This is a genomic window from Maribacter sp. Hel_I_7, from assembly GCF_000688315.1.
In the GTDB taxonomy this organism is placed as follows: Bacteria; Bacteroidota; Bacteroidia; order Flavobacteriales; family Flavobacteriaceae; genus Maribacter; species Maribacter stanieri.
Genome location: NZ_JHZW01000002.1, coordinates 2,106,056 through 2,128,612, shown reverse-complemented (window position 1 = coordinate 2,128,612; position 22,557 = coordinate 2,106,056). Strand labels below are relative to the sequence as shown.

The window sequence follows — 22,557 nt, the reverse complement described above, 5'->3', positions numbered from 1 at the left end:
ATTATGGTATAAAGAATTTTACAATCAGTCCACCTGCCAACCATATATAACAGATATAGGCTGCATATTTTAAAACACTCTCAAGCAATGGACTTTTCGGTGCCATTTCGCTCATTGAGTGCTCTACATCCTTTCTCTTGAAAAACCCTAAGTATATGAGATATCCTGAAATTGCGAGAAAAGCCATATTCAAATAGAAGGTATAGTCAATTTTGAAATGCTCTTTGTCCTGTATTTTAACTTGTGATGTGTCAGGCAACATACCCAACAAATCGAAAGAGTAATGCAGAGCCAAAGCTGTTCCTATTAGTGCCGTAAACAGTAAGAATAAAATGAACAGCGACATTTTCCACCCATAATACTTGGCGTTAATACGAAGTACAGGAAAGACTACCAAATCACTAAAAATAAAAGCCATAACCCCTGCAAAACTCACGCCCTTTCCAAAAAGCAATGCCGCCAACGGAATATTACCCATTGAGCCAATAAAAGTCAAAAATGCGGCAATAGGTCCTACAACGATATGTTCCAATATTTCAAGAAAGGTAAAGTCTGTATTGCCCTGACCACTATTGATAAATAGTGTCTGGAAGAAAGAATCGGGAACGAAGGCTGCAACGATACCTGCAATGGTAAAGCCAACGGTAACGTCCTTCCATACCATCTGCCATTCCATCTTATATTTTTTGGCAACCCTTGCCCAACTATCTTCTTTCTTGATTTGTTTTTTCCAATCTTTGGAATCATCCATTGAATCGTCATCTTCGTTCTCTAAATTCTTGCGCGCTTTTTCTATGAGCTTTTTAGGATTGATTATTCGTATCAAAATCCACGAAATAAGAATTAAAAGGATTCCACCTACATATTCGCCTACTACAAACTGCCATCCCAAAAATATGGAAATGATGATTCCAAGCTCAATTACCAGATTGGTCGATGCAAGAAGAAAGGCAATGGAAGACACAAAGCTTGCACCTTTTTTAAAGATAGATTTTGTGCCCGCTAAAGCCGAAAAACTACACGAGCTGCTTATAAAGCCGAAAAACGTGCCTAAGAGTACACTTTTACCTTCACTCTCGTTCATTGTTTTTTGCATCCTTTTTTCAGTCACAAAAATCTGTATCATACTACTGATGATATAGCCCAAAATGAAAGCCCAAAGTGCCATCCAGAAAAATCCAGTGGTCGTATAGGCTGCTTCGCCCCATTGTTTTAAGAATTCGCTCACAGTTTAAATTTTATTTTACATTTCTTGACGAAGAATGTGTTTTAATAATCTTCCATTTACCATCCATCTTTTTTAAGATTGACGTCGCTACTCCTTTTTTCTTTATTGTTCTACTTTCGCCTTTTTCATCTGGGTTGAGCACGATAGTGTAGATGTAGGTTTCGGTTGTAAATGCATAGGGCAAATCTACTTCCGCATCAATTTCATAATCTGAAAATTCAAATTTTTTGAAATGCCCCAACTCAGGTCCCAAATGGTGTTCTATATAGTGCGCATACGAGCCTTCTACACCACCAGATTCAAATACTTTGGAATCTTCGGTAAATAATTCAAAAGTACCTTCTGTCGTTAGGTTTTGAAGTGCATCCTTATATGTTTTCATTACTGTAAGCACAGCTTCTTTATCCGTATCTGCATCTTGACTGTACATTTGGCCTGTAGCCATTACAAGCAACATTAAGAGTGTTGTTAATTTTAGTTTTTTCATAATTTTTAGTTTTAAAGGTTATTTATTTACTCGAATTCTATTCACATTTGCAATACCAAAAACGAGTACAAAAAATCTAAGTGCCACCTCAAGTGCCACCAATGTCTTAGCTGTAACCGTTATTGGAACTATATCGCCGTAGCCCACAGATGAGAATGTAATTAGACTAAAATAGGACATATCGAAAAATGCCAACAGCCCATTACTTCCCGAACTATTATTTATCTTAAAATGAGCAGAATCAATAAAATGTAATGCTGTATAATCTATGGCAAATGAAAGTACAATCAGAACAATTAAAAATCCGAATAACACCAAAACGTGGCTCAACAAATGGCTCTGTCCGATAATTTTCATCAGTTGATTAAAGGATAAGGCTATGATAAATCCTATTTTTATTAGCGTAAGGCTCAAGAGTATAATCACGGCGTAAGAAGCGTTAATATTAGGCAGGACATAAAGCCCAATAGCACTAGCAATAAGTACTACTAATAGTACGTACTTTGAACTATTGAAAAGTTGCCCATAAAAGGCAGCCGTAGTTTCTATGTCATTTTCTTCGCTCATTCGTTTGAGGGTTTTATAAAAATTTCGTCATAAGTCTTTGTCTCGGTTTCGTTTATTCGTCTAACAATGAACTTTCTAAGTATGCCCTTTCTATTTTCAATACCCATTGAACCTAATAATTCTTTAAGGGCTTTCATTGTGTTTTTATGGTAATTCGCCACTTTGGTTTTCTTGTCCTCTACAACGATGGAAGCAACCCGGGAAGGCACCATTGTGGTGATTCCCGTGGGGCAGGTGTCGAGGTTGCATTTTAAGGATTGTACACAGCCCAAGGCAAACATCATTCCTCTGGCACTATAACAGGTATCTGCGCCGAGTGCCAACATTCTGTAGATATCAAAAGCCGAAATGATTTTACCAGCTGCCATTACTTTTATCTCATCTCGCAACTCATACTTTTTAAGAATGCCGTTTGCGAAATGGACGGCTTCAATTATTGGCATACCTGCCCAATGTAGGGATTCCATATGGGCAGCACCAGAGCCACCTTCGGCACCGTCAATGGCAATGAAATCAGGATAATTTTTCTTTTCAGCAAAAGCACGAACCATTCTTTCAAATTCATCTTTCTGTCCGATACAAAGCTTTATTCCTATGGGTTTTCCACTGGAAAGTTTTCTCAATTTTTCAATGAACAAAATCATTTCCTTTTCGTTTCCAAAGGCAGAATGGTGTGGTGGCGATAAAATTTCCGTTCCCTGCTCCACATCCCTGAATTCGGATATTTCCTTTGTGTTCTTCTTTGCTGGCAAAATTGCTCCAAAGCCAGGTTTGGCACCTTGCGATATTTTTATTTCAATCATTTTCACTACATCGTTGGTTGCGATGTCGGCGAATTTTTTGGCGTCAAAATTTCCTTCTGCATCACGACATCCAAAGTATCCCGTTCCAAACTGGAAGATAATATCTGCACCGTATTCTAGATGGTAAGGCGTAAAGCCACCTTCGCCGGTGTTTTGAGCAAAACCTGCTATTTTTGCACCACCGTTAAAAGCAAGGGTGGCATTTTTGCTTATGGAACCAAAACTCATTCCCGCAAGGTTGAGAATACTGGCAGAGTAAGGTGTTGAGCAGTGGGAACTTCCTATAAGAACCCTGAAATCATCATTAACTTCTTTTGCAGGATAGGTGGAATGGGTAAACCATTCACGACCTACTTTATCATACGGAATTTGTGTTCCAAAAGGCTGACTTTTATTGGCGTCTGCGGCACGCTTATAGACGATTTCCTTTTGTATCCAAGTAAAGGGTTGTCCTTCCGTACGGTTGAGCAATAATGTTTCTTGGATAACGTGGCGCTGCTCCTCAAGAAAATTTGTGATTCTACCAAGCAAGGGATAGGTTCGCCTAATATTATTGGATTTTTGACAATAATCCAAAAGTCCTAAAATTAGGAAAGGAAGTATTACCAAGGCGAGCCACCATAGTAATGGATACAAGACGATTATGGCAACTAATGCCACAACCAAGATGATGCTCGTTATGATAAATCCTTTTCTCATTGCTCTTGTTTATAGTTCTTGTTTAATGTGAATGTTCATCACTTTCTCCGTGACCTTCTTCGCTTTCGGTTCCGATATAATTTCCTTGTGGGCCAACTCCCTCTATATATACCAGCTGCGAACCATAATGTCCTGCTTCGGAAACTGAATATGCCGAAAAGGCCATAACTACAAAAACTGCTATTTCAAAACCACGCTTTAGTTTGACCCAAAACAGGCTTACTATTTTCAGAATAGCTGCAATAGCACTCGACCAAAGTGTCCAATCGGCATATTTGTCGTGTTGTTCCAGTACACTTTTTGCCATTTCGGTAAGACCTTCTGTGTGCGGGTGCACAAATGTTCCAGCGACATACGCCCCAATAAACCCAGACCCTACCATTAAGAGGATTACCCAGTCCATTGTCCGGTTCAAGGTAAACAACTGTATCAATTGTAAAACCACCGCTAACAGCAATAGTACAATGGGAAAATGTACGACCATAGGGTGTAGGTTGGGAAACGCATCAAAATCTGCTTTTACGGAATCTGACTGGGCGACCGATGTTATGCCAACCGCTAATTCAGTTGCATAAAGGCTATTTCGTTCTTCATTTAAGGCAAGGGCTTTTGTCAAACTGCCCAAAAAGGCAAGGATCAAAATGATTGAAAAAAAATGTTTTGTTTTCATCTCTTACGGTTTTTAATTAATCCCCAATTAGTTGTAATGCTAAAGCCCAAAAAACTATGACGGCTATAATAGCATACATTATATAATTGAACCACTTATTTAATGGGTTCTTATTCGGCGCTTTCCGATTACCTGTATTACAACAATCTTTCATTTATTCATTCTTTGTGCCTGTCGAGGGAGGGGCAGTAAACACCAACCATTAACTAACTATTCCCTCCCTAACAGGACTTTTCATATTGATAATCTGGGCGGACACAAAATTTGTTTCACAAACAATCTAAAAACACATTCCTGTCCAACCCAGATTTTACATTTCTAGATTTTTATCAGGCATAAACCGATTAATTCCCGAGAAAATTATGTAAGGCAACAATGCGAATTGTAGTAGCGGAGAAAGTCCAATTTCCACTAATGGCACCAAGGGCATTGCTTCTGCATAGCTCCAATCCCCATGCGCAATATGCCAAATTTCCCCAATAATTGCGCCAACACTTCCAATTAAAATCAAGGGTACTATTTTTTCATTATCTAAATCCATTATCCAATATATATTTCTATAGACCAGAGCAAACCCGAAAAAGAGTATAAGGACCATCAACATATCGGCAATGGATGCCAACGCACAAAATGAGATATGTTGCCAATCGTATTCGAACCCTTCGTACAGTGGGCCTTGCGCCAGCTCCCATATAAAATTCAATACAAAAGACGTTACTGCCACTGCAAACACAAACCTCTTATATTCCCCTACGTCTTTTACCTGTTTCGCAAAATACAAATAGCCCAAAATGACCAAAGTCAACGCTATGGTGGGCACAACGAAAATGCCGAGGCTTAATTCTTCCATTTATTTTCTACTTAGACTGCTTTTTTAATACCACTAAAATTGGCGTTCAATTCTTTGGCCAATACCAACCGAATATTACCTGAAAGGGAAGGGGCTAACCAACTAACCAAACTAAATCGCCCCTTCCCATATCAGGCTTTTATTATTCGATTACTTCCGCAACTTTTCCGCAACTGAGCATTTGGGCGCCGTAATAGGGATTGCGAATATCTTTGATAGATGACAACCAATAGGCTCCACCGTTCAAGGCCATGGGGCAAAAATCCTTATACAGTTTACCCGACGTTATTTTTCCTCTTAGAAGAGCTTCCATTTCAGTACTTAATTCTGAAAATGCTTTTCGCTGTACCTTTAAGTTATCCGTAGCGGCTATCTCTTGTGATACCGATAATGCGGCATTGGCACCTTCAACTTTATTAAGTGCTTCGTTCAACATCTCCGCACCCTTTTGGGCATCTCCCGGATTTGAACCGACCAAATCATTTTTGATGTGTTCGTAATGTTCGTAGACATTGGCCACATTTTCATTGTTGAACTCAAGTGGGGTTTGCTTCATTTCCATTTTGCTGTGGTCATGGTTCAACTTTATCTTTTCCTGTGCGAAAGAAAAAGTAAGGGTTAGTACCAGTATTGCTGAAATCCCGTTTTTCAAATTCTTCATTGTTATCTTTTTTAAATTATTTAATTATAGACTGTCCTTTAATTTTGACACCCAATCCAAAACGATTTTCTTTTCGGTGTCCGAAAGTCTTGCATCTCTATGGATGAGCGTGTAGGATGCAAGCGGCATTTCATCATCCTCGATTTGGCTTATAATGGATTTTAGCTTGCTGTTCTTTCTTCGTGATGAATAGGAATCCCATTCATTAAAATTCAATTCTTCCTTGCCATGCTCCACATGGTCTTCCAAGTACCACGCCACCGGTTGTACCTTATTGTACCAAGGATAGTCGGTATTGTTACTGTGGCAGTCATAACAGGAGGTTTTGATGATGTTCTCGATATTTTTTGGCACCTCGTTTACGACCATAAAATCCGTTTTGGGTATAAAATCGCTTTGATTGCGATCGGTGGGCATAAACTGGATGCCCACCAACGCAACCAAAAGAATCCATCCTGTGACCTTTACCGCCTTCACTTAATTGATCTGCTTTTGTACACTTCCGCAGCTCATCATTTTGCTTCCGTAATAAGGATTCTTGATTTCTTCAGTGGCACTCAACCATTGTGCTCCCTTGTTATTGTTGTACATGGGGCAAAAATCTTGGTACAAGGTTTGTTCCGTTCCTGTGATGGCAATCAGGTCAATTACGTCCTTGCTCAATACATCAAAATGTTCCCGCTGATGATCGATAGGGCTTTTTTCGATATGTTCGGCATGTTCCTTGGCATCTTCGATGATATCCTTTAATTCCTCCTGATGTCCAGAGGGAAAAGAACTCGTATCAAAATCATTTAAGGAAGCAACCATGGTTCCGCCTGCTTTCGCCGCTGCCTCTTTGTCATCGGCAACCAAAGCGTTCTTTAGTTCCAAATAATCCCCGACAATTTTGGAGGACATCATCGAATGTTCGTTCGTAGACATCATACTTTCGGAGGATTGCATGTTATCATGATCCAAATCTGAATGGTCGTCCATTCCATCGCCCATGTGCCCATTGTCATCCATATGTTCGGATTGTACCCCGTCTGTACTATTACCCTCTTTTTTCGTGTCCTTACAAGATGTTGCACTTACTGCAATTACTGCTATTGCCAGAATTCCTATTGATATTCTTACTTTTTTCATTGTTTGTAATTTTTAATATTGATTATAGTTTAAAGTGACTTTGTTCGATGTTATCCAGCACCTTCGTCAAGGTTGCTTTCGTGTTTTTTGCTATATCCTGTATTTCAGATTTCATGGATGCTGCCCAAGTGGTATCCGTATCCTCAATGGCTATTTCTATTGCCGAATTGTCTTGAACCTCTTTGACGGTTACATTGCAAGGAAACAGAATACCCATTTGGGTATCAGTGGTAATCAGTTGTGAGGCCGTTTCCTTCTCGCAGACCAAGAGAATAAGATGCTTGGGCATCTTCTCTATTTTGGATTTTAAATACTGCTGTACATCGAACTCGCCAACAATATCGAAGCCCAATTTCTCAAGTCCGTTTTTGAGTTTTTTTACCGTCTGTTCGAACGTTTGGCCATATCGCCTTGTTATGCAATAGGGAGTGTTCTGGCTTTCCGCGTAATCTTGACCGGGAATTTCCCTTGTCTTCTCTTTGCCGTTTTCCATCGTTCCGTTTTTAAAGCTTTTCTATCACGTGCTCAAGCTTGGCCGTAATCTCGTCGGCCACCTCGGCCAATTTTTCATTTTCTACGGCTTGCATCGAGGCCATTGGGTTTACCGCGGCCACCTCTACCGTACCCTCCTCGATTTCCTGCACGATTACGTTACACGGTAGCATGGTCCCTATCTTATCTTCCGCTTCCAATGCTTTATGTGCATAAGGCGGGTTACAGGCACCGAGTATTTTGTACTTCTTGAAATCGACGTCCAATTTCTTTTTCAAGGTTTCCTTCACATCGATTTCCGTCAAAATGCCAAAACCTTCGTTTTTTAGTTCTTCGGTAACCCTTTCGATTACGCTTTTAAAGTCTTCGTTTAGGGTTTTATTGAAATAATAGTTCATCTTTTTAGTTCTTAGAATTAATCGTTCGTTTTTGTTCTTCGTATTCTTCCCTGGTTATCTCACCCTTTGCGAAGCGGTTGTCGAGGATATCCATAGGATTTTCCTTTCTTTGGGAGCTTCGCGAACTTCCTCCTCTGAAAAGGAATATTGCTAATATCAAAATAACCGGGATCAGTATCCACCACCACATCATCATAACTATATCTTTTTAATTGTTAAACAAACTGTTCTCATTGCCAATGGGATTCGGGGATTTACTGCCCCTTATTCTTCATTTTCTCTTTCATTTTTTGCATCATTTCAGGATTTTTTTCCATCATCTTCTGCATCATTCCCTCCATCATGTCCGGATTCTCTTCCATCATTTTTTTCATTCTTTCCTTCATTTCTTTTTTCATCATTTCATTATTGTGCATTTTTTCCATCAATAGCTGTCGGCCCTTTTCGCTTTCCATCATTTTATCCAGCATTTTGGAATGCATCTTTTTTTTCATTTCAGGGTTCTTGTCCATCATTTGCTGCATATGGGCTTGCATTTTTTCTTTCATTTCCGGATTCTTGTCCATCATTATTTTCATATTTCCCGATTCCATCTGTTCCATATGGGTCTTCATCATTATCTTTTTGGCATCTTCGTTCTTTCGTGCCTCACTGATGAAATTTGTGAACTGAATAGGGTTCGAAATGATTTCCTGATAGACGGCATCTCTATTTTCTTCCACTTGCAAGGTCTCGGTGGCGTTGAAAGTTGATTTGCATCCCGTAATTGTTCCAATAAATCCAATTACTACTAAAATCTTTACCGTTGTTTTCATGTTTTCTAATTTTTAGGTTAATAAATCCTTTATACTGTGTCCGATTTTACATCAGACTAATCTTTTCTTTTCAAAAACCATTTTTCCCCCGTAAATATGAGTACCATCAGTACTGCCGCTACGACTACCACCAGTATATCGCTCGATGCCTTTATATATAGAAAGGCTCCCAGAACGATAAGATCCAGAAAAATGGCAGTTGCGATTATGTAGGTGTTTGCCTCTATTTCCTTTTTCAGATTTTTTAAAATGCCCCAATGGATTCCGATATCCATGATCAGATAGAGGATCGCACCCAAGGAGGCGATTCGTGTGAGGTCGAACAAAACGGTCAACGTGATGGCCAATACAACGGTGTATACCAGCATATGTCTTTGGATATCGCCCGACATGCCAAAATGGTTATGGGGAATAAGCTCCATATCGGTAAGCATGGCCGTCATTCTGGACACCGCAAAAACACTTGCCACGACCCCAGAAATTGTGGCCACAATAGCGATGCCTACCGTAAACCAAAGACCATATTTGCCAAAGGCCGGTTTTGACGCCTCTGCCAATGAATAGTCTTTGGCTTTTATAATTTCTTCTATGGAAAGATTGGATGATACTGCAAACGCTACCAACAGGTATATTAAGGTGCAAATTGCCAGTGAAAATGATAATGGCCCTGCCTACGTTTTTATTTGGGTTTACAATCTCGCCCCCGCTATTGGTTATAGTAGTAAACCCCTTATACGCCAAAATCGATAAGGCCAAAGCCCCCAAATAACTTGTAACGGGATATTCGGTCAAATCGCTGGATGGAATTACCTCGCCAAAAGAAAACCCTGCGGCCCAAAGTCCACCAATGGCAAAAATGGAAATGCCGCCAATCTTTAAGATGGCCATGACCAAGGATGATTTACCGATAATATTGTTCCCTGAAATGTTGATCAAAAAGGCTACGACCAATAGCAGAACACCCAAAATAGGAACCCAAATACTATCATCGCCCACATCGAACAATTGTAAGGTGTAGGATCCAAAAGTGCGTGCGACCAGACTTTCATTGATGACCATCGAAAAGGCCATCAACAATGCCCCGGAAGCGGTCAATGCACTCTTGCCATAAATCTTTTTCAGGTAATTGGCTATTCCACCCGCGGATGGATAGGCATTTGACATTTTTATATAGGAGTACGCACTAAACCCTGAGATAATGGCACCGACCAAAAATGCGATGGGAAACCATTGCCCTGATAGCTCGGCCACTTGGCCCAACAGCGCAAAAATACCGGCACCGATCATGACTCCGGTACCCAGGGATACGGCTCCGGTCAAACTCAGGCTATTTTTTTTGTATTGTCTCATATTTAAAATCTTACCAAAAGTCCGCCGCCCCAACCATATCGATTATTGTAGTTTCCTTGGACTGAAAAATTTCGGGAAAGAATGTATGCAACCCCTACCAACCATTGTGTTTCACTTTCAAAGGATTGGTTATTCTCTAAATCATTGACCCATCCAAAGTCTGCTCTATACTCGTATTCTCCCTCTAGAAAAATTCTAGGAAAAATCAAAAGTTCTCTGTCCAAACGTATTCTTGGGCGCAGTTGATGGTCCATACTCACGTCTACATTAAATCTATAAGGCGTAAAATATTTAACACCAACCAATCCTACGGTATTAAATGTGTCGTAAGAATCTGGTGTTGACGTTTCGGTATTTACTCCTGCATAAACACGTACCCAATCATTCAAGTACCTATTATAACTTACTTCTATTTCGGTATTTTGATTGTAGTCAAATTCGGCACGCAAACTATATTCGTTTCGGATATTACTCGACGTTAAAAAGAGTTCATTAAAGTTTGAACCTGCACGAGCCAATCCCCATGAATAATAATGGTCTGTCTCATCGATAAGTTTCTGAACTGGGTAATCTTTCATTCTTTCATCCCTAGGGGTATTGTAACTAAACACTCTTGCCATACCACCCATCATATGGTACAATACGTGACAATGAAAGAACCAATCGCCATACTCCTCGTTATAAAATTCAATAATAACTTTCTGCATTGGTGGTACGTTCACTGTATGCTTTAATGGGGAACGTTCTCCTTTTTCATTGATGACCCTGAAGTAATGACCGTGCAAATGCATTGGATGGTGCATCATAGTCAAGTTATTTAATGTAATTCTGGTTACCTCGCCTCCTTTAATATTTATCTTGTCGGTTTCTGATAATGGTACACCATTCATACTCCATACATAGCGATTCATATTACCTGTTAGGTTAAGTAGCAGTTCATTTACCGGTAAATCTGCCTTGAATTCAGTTTTTTCTTTTGCCTCTAAAAAATCATAGTTGAAGTAGGTCTTTCGCTCTTCATAACCAAAAGAAGTAGAATCCTTCTGCATCATTGGCATATTGTGCATATGACCTTCCATTTTACCTGATGCTCCATTATGGCTCATTGACATCGAATCTTTTTTCATTCCCATTGTATCATCCATCTTCATATCCATTTGGTCATTCATTTTGCCATCTTTCATCGACATCTTATCGTTCCCCATTTTCATCTCGCCGTCCTTCATATTCATCTTCATTCCGTACTTCTGCATTAAAACTTCGGGTGTATTCTTCTTCTTGTTTCCAACCATTGCAGGTGCTCCCATTTTCATATCCATTTTAGCCATTTGCTTCATCATCGCTACCTTATCAGGTCTATCAATTCTTTTGGCTGGGTAAAGAGTGCCATTACCTAACTGTATAGAGGTATGACCTGAACCATCTTGAGCGGTTGCGGTAATTTCAATAGTTCCTTCTGGAATAGTTACAATTACATCATACGTTTCGGCTATGCCAAAGAGAAATCTGCTTTTGGAAACGGGTTGCACGTCAACACCATCACTGGAAACCAACATTGGGTTACCTCCGCCAAAGTCCATCCAATAATAGGTAGAAGCCGATGCGTTGATAAAGCGAAGCCTTACTTTTTCGCCAGCCGTAAATTCTGGATACTCTGCCAGTTTTTTACCGTTGGACAAAAATGCGGGATAATAAATGTCTGCAATATCAGCTCCTTCCATACGGTCTCTCCAAAATTTAAGTTGAGCACCAAAGGCACCTTCTGAAATGACTCTACTTAATGGCACTGCTGTGCCTTTTTTAACTTGATACCACTCGTTACCTCTTTTAAGGTTTCGTAATACATTCATTGGTTTTTCATTGGTCCAATCTGATAATACCACGACTAAATCTTTATCATATTCCAAGGTTTTCTCTTTTGGATGAATGATAATAGACCCATAAACACCTTTTTGTTCTTGTAGCATTGTGTGGGAATGGTACCAATATGTTCCCGATTGGTTGATTGGAATCCTGTATTGGAAGGTTGTTCCTGGCTCAATCGGTGGGGTAGTTAAATATGGAACCCCGTCGTAAAAATTGGGAAGTATCAATCCGTGCCAATGCACTGAAGTTTCTTCATCCATTTTATTGGTTACGTTGATTATAGCAAGGTCTCCTTCATTAAATTCCAAAACAGGCCCAGGGATACCTCCATTGATGGTCATTGCATTGGCAGTAACACCACCAAGCGTCATTTTGTTTTCTTCAATGGTAAGGTCATACTCCTTAATAGGTCGTCCATCTTCTTTTCTATCTTGTCCGTTGGTTCCTACTTGAGCAATGCCTTCACATGAAATGAGAAGTACCAACAACACCGTAATTTTTCTGATCATGATTCTCTTTTTATTATTTATAATATCCTACTATATCAAATTCAATCAATACATATTGCCCTTATCGATATGGGTCTTAGCTCCTTAAATAATTAATAATGGCCGATTGCACATAGTAGCCCTTGATGGATTCGATTCGATTGATTTGAAACTTTAGCTGTAGCTCTTGAATATCGAGCACATCGTTAAAGTCGATGGTTCCCGTTTCATAACTTTTTATTAGAATTTCTTCGCCATCATTGGCCTGTTGAATATTTTTAGTTTGAGTTCTGAAACGAATCCTGGAGGACATTCTGTTGTTAACAGCCTCGCTCAAAAGCGTCTCCAATTTGTTCCTTCGTTCTTGCTTTTGGGCAGTTATTTCTTCTTGCCTTAATTTGTTCTGTTGGGAAATGGATTTATATTTGTTATTGAATATGGGGATGGATACCGATACCATTGGCATTAAAATATCCTTCCCGTTGTCAGCGAAAGACATATCGGGCCTTTCGGCGACCGGTATATAATCCAATCCGAAACCAAGGTCAGGTAACCCCTCTTTTTGGTTCAAGATTTCGGATTGTTCGACCGACTCGTACAATTTGTCATACTTCAGAAGTTCGGGGTGTAGGTCAAGACTTCCCTCTTCCGTTATCGGGTCTTGTTCCGGTACTGTTAATCCATCGTAAGCAACAACTTGGGTCTGTTCGTCACGATTCAATAGGTTGTTAAACAAGGTTTGTTCTGCCAGATACTCTTGTTCCAGTACCTCCTTTTGCTGTTCAAGTTCGTTTTGCCTGATCTGAAGGCGAAGTACATCAACGGCCGAAGCGTTGCCCACCTCTACCGAAGTCAGGGCAAGACGTTCATAGGTCTCCAGTAATTCAATATTCTCGTCCAGCACACCTTGCTTTGCCCTAATCGAGAAGAGTCGGTAATAGGATTGCGAGACCGATAAGGCCAATTTCCGTTTAACAATTACCAGTTCTTCGTACTGAGCATCGGCCAATGAACTTGCATAATTTTCACGGGCGGTAATAGTACCGAACCACGGAATCATCTGTTTTGCCGAGAACCGTGCTTTCTGTGCTCCGGTCCGTGTTTCGGGTTCGCTTACAAAAAGCCCGGCACTTAGTTCTGTATTGGGCAATGTGTTGACCTCGTTCACTTTTTCGGAGGCGATATTGTACCGCAGCTCAAAAGCCTGGATTTCTGGATTATTAAGTTCAGCTTGCTCGATAAAGTTTTCCAGTTCCTGTCCTTTTACGGAAGCAATGGAGACTATTCCGATCAATATGTATAGGTATTTCTTCATTTGGACACTCTTTTTAATTGAAATTCAGCCTTCCAACTGAATAAAACTGGAACTACAAATAAGGTAACCAAGGCGATAAGCATGCCCCCGAAAGAGGGAATCGCCATCGGTATCATAATATCACTACCGCGGCCCGTGGATGTCAATACTGGAAGCAATGCTAGAATAGTGGTAGCGGTGGTCATCAAACACGGACGTATACGTTTTTCGCCGGCTTCGACGACCGAGTCCCTGACCGCTACCAGTGAATCGGGTTTGTTTCTATCAAAAGTCTGGGTAAGGTAGGTGGCCATGACTACACCATCATCGGTGGCAATACCGAAGAGGGCGATAAATCCTACCCATACGGCAACACTCAGGTTGATAGTGTGCATCTGAAAGAGGTCTCGTAGATTTTCCCCGAAAAAGTTGAAGTTCAAGAACCAATCCTGACCATAGAACCAGATCATCAAAAACCCTCCTGCGAAGGCGACCGCTATACCTGTGAACACCATTAACGATGTACCTACTGAACGGAATTGGAAATAGAGAATCAAGAAAATAATTGCCAAGGCCAAGGGCACTACAACTGATAGTGTTTTTTCTGCGCGCAACTGGTTTTCATAAGTACCTGTAAACAGATAATTGATGCCCTTGGGGACTACCAGTTCTCCACTATCTATTTTTTCTAGTATCAAGGCTTGGGCGTTCTCGACGACTTCTACTTCGGCAAAACCGTCCAACTTATCAAACAGTACATAACCGACCAAAAAGGTGTCTTCACTTTTGATGACCTGCGGACCTTTTTCATACCTAATCGTGACCAATTCGCTCAACGGAACAGGGCTTCCTTTAGCAACGGGCACATAGATATTCTCCAAGTCCGCTGGATTCTCCCTTAATTCCCTTGGGTAGCGTACTCGAACGCCATAACGCTCACGCCCCTCAACGGTCTGGGTAAGCACCATCCCCCCAACGGCAACCTGCAATACGCTCTGCACGTCTTCAATGGTAATTCCGTATCGTGCGAGTCTTTCCCTATCGATATCAATAAGCAAGTAAGGTTTTCCAACAATTCGATCAGCGAATACGGCTTCATCTTTTACCCCATCTGCCTGCTTTAAAATATCTTCGAGCTTGAGGCCAAAGGCTTCTATTTCCTTTAGATCCTGTCCTTTTACCTTGATGCCCATGGGAGCACGCATGCCGGTCTGTAACATGACCAATCGGGTTTCTATCGGCTGTAATTTCGGAGCAGAGGTAACACCTGGGAATTTGGTGACCTTTATAATTTCTTTCCAAATGTCATCTGGAGATTCGATTTCAGGTCGCCAGTTTCTGAAATATTCCCCATCTTCATCGGGAATCAAATCTTTTTGCCGCACCGAATAAACCGATTTTATTTCCGACGCTTTGTATTCATTATCGCCGTCCGTTTCAAGGTTGGGATTGGTCACAAAAGTACCGTCCCTGAGTTCGAACATACCGTCCTCATTAACCTTGAATCGCTGTCGCTCCCTTTTGTCGTTCAACATGTATTCCGGCTTGTACTGAATTAGGTTTTCGTACATGGACAGCGGTGCGGGATCCAATGCAGATTCTGTTCTACCCGATTTACCGACCACAGTGGCTATTTCAGGAATACTGGCGACCGCCATATCCAACTGTTGTAACACCCGTTTGTTCTCTTCGACACCGGCGTGCGGAAGAGAGGTAGGCATCAACAAAAAGGAACCTTCGTTCAATGAAGGCATAAACTCCTTTCCGGTATTTTGCATGATCATAACCCCAAACACTACTATAGCGGTGGGGATAGAGAGAAATATTAGTTTATTGCGTAAAGCCCAACGCAGTATCCTCGTATAATAATTTTGGAATATGGTAAAGAAACCAAGTAACCCGAAACAAATAAGCGAAACGAAAATCAGGTTCCAAAAAATACTTTTATCAAGACCCAGCGGTCTCCAATATTCGGCCAGAACGAAAACAATGGCAAATGCCGAAATAATGATATTGATTAGATTTGCACGTTTTTCCGAAAGTGAAAATCCACCATAAATGCGGGATGCCAATTCCGGATTTTTAAGCAAGCCTACAGTGCCGAAAGCGATTAATATCAGTCCGAGTAAATAACCATAAAAAATGGCCAGGACCCCTAAGAGTATCAATATTCCATTGAGGCCATATCCGGCTGTTTTCTTGATGCTCTTTTTTCGGAAAAGAAACGCCGCAAATGGAGGTAACAAAAAGAGGGCTACTATAAGGGATGCTGTAAGCGCAAAGGTTTTTGTAAATGCCAGGGGCCTGAACAACTTTCCTTCCGCCCCGATCATTGTAAATACCGGAATGAAACTGATAATAGTGGTCATTACCGCGGTTAATATGGCTCCCGATACTTCTGCCGAGGCATTGTAAACTACGGTATTTATAGGTAGGCCCTCCTCATTTTCGTCCAAATGCCTTATGACATTTTCGGAGAGAATGACCCCAACGTCCACCATGGTTCCGATGGCAATGGCTATACCCGAAAGTGCTACAATATTTGCATCCACATTGAATAGTTTCATCGCAATAAATACCATAAGCACTGCAACCGGTAACAGTCCCGATATCAGGATGGATGCCCTTAAATTGAAGACCATGATGATGATAACTAAAATGGTAATCAAGATTTCCAAGGTCAGGGCTTCATTGAGCGTACCGAGCGTTTCTTGAATAAGTTCGGTCCTATCATAAAAAGGAACAATTGTGAGCTGGGATGTTCTGCCGTCTTCAAGTACTTTTGAGGGAAGACCGGCGCTTAGATCATTAATTTGATCTTTTACGTTATTAATGACCTCCATGGGGTTGGCGCCATATCGTGCGACCACTACTCCACCCACAACTTCTGCGCCTTCCTTATCCAAGATGCCACGTCTAGTAGCAGGTCCATAAGAAACATTACCAATATCCTTTAAACGGATAGACGTGAAATCTTCCGAGGTTATGACTGCATTTTGTAGATCCTCGATGGATTTCACATAGCCAAGCCCACGAATCAGATATTCGGCCTGATTGATTTCCAAAGTTTGGGCACCGATATCCCTATTGCTCTGTTTTACCGCTTTTACCACCTGCTGTAACCCAATACCATATTGCTTCATCAATTCCGGATTTACATCCACTTGATATTCGAGCACGTAACCGCCGATAGAGGCTACCTCCGAAACACCGCTTGCGGATGATAGGGCATATTTCACATAGAAATCCTGTATACTGCGAAGCTCCTGCAGATCCCAACCTCCGGTAACATTACCATCTTTATCTCGGCCTTCAAGTGTATACCAAAAAATTTGGCCCAATCCGGTGGCATCGGGTCCCAATGCAGGGTTGACACCTTCCGGTAACAATCCTGCCGGCAACGAATTCAATTTTTCAAGAATACGGCTACGGCTCCAATAGAATTCGATATCCTCTTCAAATATGATGTAGATACTTGAAAACCCGAACATGGAAGAACTACGGATAGTCCTAACGCCAGGAATTCCTAAAAGTGAAGTTGTCAACGGGTAGGTTATCTGATCCTCGATATCTTGAGGTGAACGACCATCCCATTTCGTAAAAACAATTTGCTGGTTTTCGCCGATGTCGGGTATGGCATCAACGGCTACCGGATCTCTCGGTAACGAGCCCGTATTCCATTCAAAGGGTGCGTTTACGGTTCCCCAGCCCACAAAAAGGACTAAGAGCAAAACGGCTACCAATTTATTCTCGATAAGGAATTTAATGCCTTTATTTAGCATGGTATTGATGATTAAGTAATTAGAAGTATTGGCCGAAAACCAACAAAAACAGGATAAGCCCTAAACTGCTATCAATTGGGCTTTAAAATTCTATTACTTAAAAATCAAATGAGGAAAATCTGATCTAGGATTTGTATATCCTTGACCAAAACCGGAGGAGGGTAATCACTAAATGGGACTATGTTTTCAGGTAGTCCCTCATAAAGATTAAGATATGTGTAGTTGAAGCTAGCAACAAACTGTTGTTGTTCAAAACTTAATTTTTCGAAAGATACTTTCAAGTCGTTCTGACCATCAACGGTAAGAACTTCATCGTTACAGCAATCGGTTTTAACCAAATTGCACTCTGGCAATTCTGCTGTTTCTTGAACTTCCATACCACAAGACTCGGCATGGCCGAATAAGGAATAATCCACCAAAATATCGCCACAATAATGCTGATCAACGGCAAAGGAGAACGTCGATAACAGCACAATAACTGCCATTACAAAAGATGATATTTTGAAAAAAACTTTTTTCATGTGGTATGCAAAGCTACAAAAAATTTAACATAAGACTTTTGTTTAACAAAATTTTGCAGTTTTACGTATGTTGATTTAGAAAGTCCAAACTTAGTTCATCCTATTTTTTTACGACATGATATATATCATGTTTTGGCTATATACACAAGCTAGATGAAGTATCGATAAAAAAGATATATTATTTAGAATTATTCTTAATAGTATTGTGAAAGATTTAAAAAAATAATTTATGTTTGCGCTTTATTTTTATTAAATCTAAATAAGTATAATATGAATAGGTTCTTTTTTCCGCTCATTTTTTTTCTTTCTTTTTATAATATTATGCTATCTCAAGAGCAAAATGCCAAGAAAGATTCCGCAACCGTAAAAACCGAAATCTTAAACGAAGTAATTGTAAATGGGAGCACAATATTAGGCAGTAAATTCGAAGCCAAGAACAGAACAGGTTCTGCGGTCTACATATCAGAAAAAGAACTCCAAAAATTTGATTACAACGATATTAACAGAACGCTAAAAAGTGTGCCTGGGGTCAATATATATGAAGAAGATGGGTTTGGTCTTCGTCCAAATATTAGTTTACGGGGTACTTCACCCGAGCGGAGTGCGAAAATCAACCTTATGGAAGATGGTGTCTTAATTGCCCCGGCCCCATATAGTGCCCCAGCAGCGTATTATTTTCCGACCATTGGCCGAATGCAAGCTGTAGAAATATTAAAAGGAAGCAGTCAAATTCAGTATGGGCCAAATACAACTGGTGGAGCGATCAACATGATTTCAACTCGCATTCCCGACCAACTTTCGGGAAGGGTCGTGTTGTCTGCGGGTAATTTCAACTCAAAAAATACACAGGTCATAGTTGGTGACAACTATCAGAATTTTGGGTTTGTTAGCGAATACTACAACTACAATTCCAATGGCTTTAAAAACTTGGACGGGGGTGGCAATACAGGTTTTGATAAATCGGACTATTTGGCAAAGTTTCGTATCAGTACTGACGAGGATGCCAGATTCTATCAATCCCTTCAATTTAAAATTCAGTATTCAGAAGAAAAGGCCAATGAAACGTATTTGGGACTGACAGATATAGATTTCAAGGAAAATCCGTACCGCAGGTATCGGGCCTCGTCAAAAGATGTGATGGATTCGGAACACCAACAGTACCAATTGACGCATTTTTTAAAAATTTCCCCGGCATTGAGCATACATACTACAGGCTACCTTAATAAGTTCAAGCGCAATTGGTATAAATTGGATGACGTTAATCTGGGGGAGCGTGTCGGAATCAACAAAGTGCTCGCAGACCCTGAGAGGTATGTCATGGAATACAATGCATTATTGGGAAATACCGATACGGCCGAAGACGTATTCGGTATAAAGGCCAACAACAGGTCATATTCCTCCAACGGAATACAATCCGTAGCAAGGCTTCAGTGGGGCTCTGATTGGTCGCAAAATCTAGAGCTGGGGATCAGATACCATGAGGATGACGAGGACAGGTTTCAATGGGTAGACAGGCACGGATTTCAAAATAGCGAACTCATACGCACAACGGTCGGTGCTAAGGGAGCCGATGCCAACCGAATCGGTTATGCAAAAGCTGTCGCCACACATTTTTTATATAAATTAAGTATTAACGGACTTACAGTTACCCCGGGATTGCGCTATGAGAATATAACTTTGGGTAGAACGGATTATGGAAGCAACGATGCCTCTAGGTCGGGAATCGACCTTTCCGAAAGGGAGAACAGGGTGGATGTTTGGATTCCGGGATTGGGTGCCAATTATAGATTTACCAATAATTTGTCCGTTTTTGGTGGAATTCACAAAGGGTTTTCCCCTCCAGGAAGTACCGACGGCCAAAATCCGGAACAAAGCATAAATTACGAACTGGGCACACGTTTTAACCACAGTGGCCTAAGAGGCGAAATAATAGCGTACTATAATGATTATCAAAATCTACTGGGCAATGACCTTGCCGCCACTGGGGGTACGGGCAGCCTTGACCAATTCAATGCGGGCGAGGTACGGGTCAACGGAGTAGAGGTACTATTGCACTACGACATTTTTAAGAACAGCTCAGAAAAGTTAAGATTTCCCGTATCGGTATCCTATACCTTGACCGATACCAAGTTCCTCAGTTCCTTTGAAAGTGATACCGATATATTCGGAGAGGTCATGGAAGGCGATGAAATCCCTTACATCGCCAAAAATCAGTTTAATTTGAATCTTGGGCTGGAGCATGGAAAATTTGCCCTAGATATGGGTTTGCGCTATACCGATGCGTTTAGGACACGAGCGGGAACAGGTACGATTCCGGCAAACTTCAAAGTAGATTCCAATTATATTATTGACCTCTCGGGTCGATATTTTTACAACAAGCACCTTATCTTTTCTACGAACATTATCAACTTATTGGATAAAACCTATGCTGTATCCAGGGTTCCGGCAGGGCTAAGACCGGGGCATCCTTTTGGCATCAACTTTTCAATTGGCTATAACTTTTGAAATAAAAATCGAAGATTACTTATTGTTGTATCTGATTTGGTATAAACGTATGTATTTTTGGTTTTATTCCGTATAGCGAAGAATCATGAATAAAATCTGAATCTTATCCTTCAATTTCTCCCTCAAAATTTTGAGGGCCTTAGTAAGATGGCCTTCTACCGTTTTTATGGATAAACCTAGGTAATCTGCGATTTCATTATTGGTCAGTCCTTCCTTTTTACTCAACAGAAATACTGTATTGCATTTTTTTGGAAGATTTTGAATTTCCTTTTCAACAATTTTTATTTTACATTGTATATCTTCTTGATGGGTCCTTAAAATAACATCGTCCAAAGTATCGGCAAAAGCCGTTTCGACTAAACGGATTTCTTTATTATGCTTTTTAATATGGTCCAAGAACTTATTCCGCACCGCTGTATGCAACCATCCTTTTATGATTACGCCGTCCTTTAAAATTTTCCTCTTTTTCCATAATTTAAAAAATGCTTCCTGTACCAAATCCTTTGCCAAAGCCTCGTCACGGCATAAACTCTTGGCGTAGCCAAAAATTTCATTATAATGACGTTTTATGATGGTCTCAAAGACGTCATCATCCACAACCTCAGTCGTTAAAGTTTTAAGATTCGTTTTCTGAAACACTACATACATAATACAATTTTAACAAAAAAAAATTATGTTTTACGTTAAATTATGATAAAAGCAAGGGTTTTATACTATTCAATCGTTTTAAGAACAAGGATTGGCATTTTTTCAAAAAACACTAATGAAGAATAAGAAAATAAAAATTATTGTCCATAGATTTTTGAACCGTACGGCGACCCAAGAAGAGATAAAGGTATTGTCCAAGTGGCTCAAGGAGAATAAATCTACCTTTCGTGAAGAAGTGGAACTCCACCATTTAATTACCGGTGCTATTGAAAAGGAAAAAGCAGAATATCTGAAGAAGGAATTAATAGCTGCTTTCGACCAAACTAACATAATCAGAAGGCCCACGAGAAAGAACAGACTACTGAAGCATGTAGCTGTTTTTGTTGGCCTCATGACGCTGGGTATTTATTCCTATCTGCAACGTGGCCCTGAAGTAAAAACTCTTGAAAAAGAGGCCACCATCACTTTTGAAGATGGTTCGACAAAAGAGACCTTAAATGATAAGGCATCCGGAATAGTATCTTCTACAAATGCTTATGTTGTAAAACAAGAAGGCACTAAAATTACCTATAAAAAGGTAGCATCCGGTCAAAAAGAGACAAGTCAGTTGGTTTACAACACCTTGGATGTACCTTATGGGAAAAGGTTTCAGTTGGTGCTGTCCGATGGTACAAAAGTGTATTTAAATTCGGGGTCCTCTTTAACCTATCCCGTAGCTTTCTATAACAAAGGGGCAAGGAATGTGGTTTTACGAGGAGAGGCCTACTTTACCGTTACTTCGGATTCATTAAGACCATTTACGGTCAGTACCAAGTTTATAGATACAAAAGTCTTGGGTACGGAGTTTAATATATCAAGTTATCAAGACGATGGACATCTTCAAGTGGTGTTGGTAGAAGGTAGTCTGTCGGTTGGTTTGAAAAATACCGCTAACTCAAGTGATTTGCTACTGAAACCAAATCAACTGGCTTCCTATTCCTATTCCGATACTAAATTATCCACCGAGAATATAGATGTTAGCAGTTACGTTGCATGGAAAGACGGCGTACTACTTTTTAAGAACGAAGATTTTTACCATATCGCCAAAAAACTTGAAAGGCACTATGACGTAAAGATCGAGATAAAGGATATGCAGGTAAGTAATGAAAGATTTACAGGGAGGTTTAAAACAGAGACCATAGAAGAAATTTTAAAAGCATTTCAAAGGATTAAAGGATTTGATTATACCATAAATGAAAATCGCATCAAGATAAACCCTAAAAAGTCAAGTATATGAAATGAACTCTAAAAGAATCAGGGATTGCT

The 22,557-nt window shown here is 40.3% G+C and carries 20 protein-coding genes and 1 pseudogene; 2 read left to right on the top strand and 19 right to left on the bottom strand.

Features of this window, described 5'->3' with window-relative positions:
* Position 1 precedes the first annotated feature (1 nt).
* The 18 genes and pseudogenes from P178_RS0110795 to P178_RS0110705 all read right to left on the bottom strand — a co-directional run bounded on the left by P178_RS0110795 (position 2) and on the right by P178_RS0110705 (position 18,099).
* Positions 2-1,228 (bottom strand): permease, encoded by a 1,227-nt coding sequence (locus P178_RS0110795; RefSeq protein WP_027066236.1) that lies wholly within the window; start codon positions 1,226-1,228, stop codon positions 2-4.
* 10 nt (positions 1,229-1,238) lie between these two features.
* The gene (locus P178_RS0110790; protein ID WP_027066235.1) at positions 1,239-1,715 is read right to left on the bottom strand and encodes a YybH family protein; all 477 of its coding nucleotides are present in this window, start codon (positions 1,713-1,715) and stop codon (positions 1,239-1,241) included.
* Positions 1,716-1,733: 18 nt separating this feature from the next.
* Complete coding sequence (locus P178_RS0110785) at positions 1,734-2,282, bottom strand: ion channel (RefSeq protein ID WP_027066234.1); 549 nt, start codon at positions 2,280-2,282, stop codon at positions 1,734-1,736.
* Positions 2,279-3,556, bottom strand: coding sequence for an FMN-binding glutamate synthase family protein (locus P178_RS0110780; protein ID WP_231500527.1), 1,278 nt, complete (start codon positions 3,554-3,556; stop codon positions 2,279-2,281). Before P178_RS0110780 ends, P178_RS0110785 begins: the two co-directional genes overlap by 4 nt.
* A 250-nt stretch (positions 3,557-3,806) precedes the next feature.
* On the bottom strand, positions 3,807-4,409 hold the full coding sequence (locus P178_RS0110775; RefSeq protein ID WP_410477203.1) for a DUF2231 domain-containing protein: 603 nt from the start codon (positions 4,407-4,409) through the stop codon (positions 3,807-3,809).
* A 355-nt stretch (positions 4,410-4,764) separates the two neighbouring features.
* A complete protein-coding gene (locus tag P178_RS0110765; RefSeq protein WP_027066231.1) occupies positions 4,765-5,304 on the bottom strand; it encodes a hypothetical protein in 540 nt (179 codons plus the stop codon).
* A 142-nt stretch (positions 5,305-5,446) separates the two neighbouring features.
* Complete coding sequence (locus P178_RS0110760; RefSeq protein WP_197026795.1) at positions 5,447-5,860, bottom strand: DUF3347 domain-containing protein; 414 nt, start codon at positions 5,858-5,860, stop codon at positions 5,447-5,449.
* A gap of 129 nt (positions 5,861-5,989) precedes the next feature.
* Positions 5,990-6,442: a heme-binding domain-containing protein gene (locus P178_RS0110755; RefSeq protein ID WP_027066229.1), complete on the bottom strand. Its 453-nt coding sequence runs from the start codon at positions 6,440-6,442 to the stop codon at positions 5,990-5,992.
* Positions 6,443-7,093, bottom strand: coding sequence for a DUF3347 domain-containing protein (locus P178_RS0110750; protein ID WP_027066228.1), 651 nt, complete (start codon positions 7,091-7,093; stop codon positions 6,443-6,445). It abuts the gene before it with no gap.
* 22 nt (positions 7,094-7,115) lie between these two features.
* On the bottom strand, positions 7,116-7,586 hold the full coding sequence (locus P178_RS0110745) for a DUF302 domain-containing protein (protein WP_027066227.1): 471 nt from the start codon (positions 7,584-7,586) through the stop codon (positions 7,116-7,118).
* 10 nt (positions 7,587-7,596) lie between these two features.
* Positions 7,597-7,983, bottom strand: a complete 387-nt coding sequence (locus P178_RS0110740) for a DUF302 domain-containing protein (protein WP_027066226.1) — start codon at positions 7,981-7,983, stop codon at positions 7,597-7,599.
* A gap of 4 nt (positions 7,984-7,987) precedes the next feature.
* Positions 7,988-8,077, bottom strand: a complete 90-nt coding sequence (locus P178_RS23550; protein ID WP_231500539.1) for an SHOCT domain-containing protein — start codon at positions 8,075-8,077, stop codon at positions 7,988-7,990.
* A 160-nt stretch (positions 8,078-8,237) separates the two neighbouring features.
* Positions 8,238-8,798, bottom strand: coding sequence for a hypothetical protein (locus P178_RS0110730; protein ID WP_027066224.1), 561 nt, complete (start codon positions 8,796-8,798; stop codon positions 8,238-8,240).
* Between the two features lie 56 nt (positions 8,799-8,854).
* Positions 8,855-10,148: pseudogene (locus P178_RS21855) on the bottom strand (APC family permease).
* Positions 10,149-10,150: 2 nt separating this feature from the next.
* Entirely contained in the window at positions 10,151-12,523 is a 2,373-nt protein-coding gene (locus P178_RS0110720) for a multicopper oxidase domain-containing protein (protein WP_036146083.1), read from the bottom strand.
* A 76-nt stretch (positions 12,524-12,599) separates the two neighbouring features.
* Positions 12,600-13,817: a TolC family protein gene (locus P178_RS0110715; protein WP_027066222.1), complete on the bottom strand. Its 1,218-nt coding sequence runs from the start codon at positions 13,815-13,817 to the stop codon at positions 12,600-12,602.
* Positions 13,814-17,578 (bottom strand): efflux RND transporter permease subunit, encoded by a 3,765-nt coding sequence (locus P178_RS0110710; RefSeq protein WP_027066221.1) that lies wholly within the window; start codon positions 17,576-17,578, stop codon positions 13,814-13,816. The genes P178_RS0110715 and P178_RS0110710 overlap by 4 nt, the downstream gene beginning before the upstream one ends.
* A gap of 104 nt (positions 17,579-17,682) precedes the next feature.
* Complete coding sequence (locus tag P178_RS0110705) at positions 17,683-18,099, bottom strand: HYC_CC_PP family protein (protein WP_027066220.1); 417 nt, start codon at positions 18,097-18,099, stop codon at positions 17,683-17,685.
* Positions 18,100-18,369: 270 nt separating this feature from the next.
* On the opposite strand from P178_RS0110705, the gene P178_RS21850 reads away from it, so the two are divergent.
* Positions 18,370-20,604, top strand: coding sequence for a TonB-dependent receptor family protein (locus tag P178_RS21850; protein ID WP_036146079.1), 2,235 nt, complete (start codon positions 18,370-18,372; stop codon positions 20,602-20,604).
* Between the two features lie 63 nt (positions 20,605-20,667).
* On the opposite strand, the gene P178_RS21845 is transcribed toward P178_RS21850, so the two are convergent.
* Complete coding sequence (locus P178_RS21845) at positions 20,668-21,252, bottom strand: RNA polymerase sigma factor (RefSeq protein ID WP_051638242.1); 585 nt, start codon at positions 21,250-21,252, stop codon at positions 20,668-20,670.
* 115 nt (positions 21,253-21,367) lie between these two features.
* Here P178_RS21845 and P178_RS22660 point away from each other — a divergent pair, with 115 nt between their 5' ends.
* A complete protein-coding gene (locus P178_RS22660) occupies positions 21,368-22,528 on the top strand; it encodes a FecR family protein (RefSeq protein WP_051638241.1) in 1,161 nt (386 codons plus the stop codon).
* The last annotated feature ends 29 nt before the right edge of the window (positions 22,529-22,557 follow it).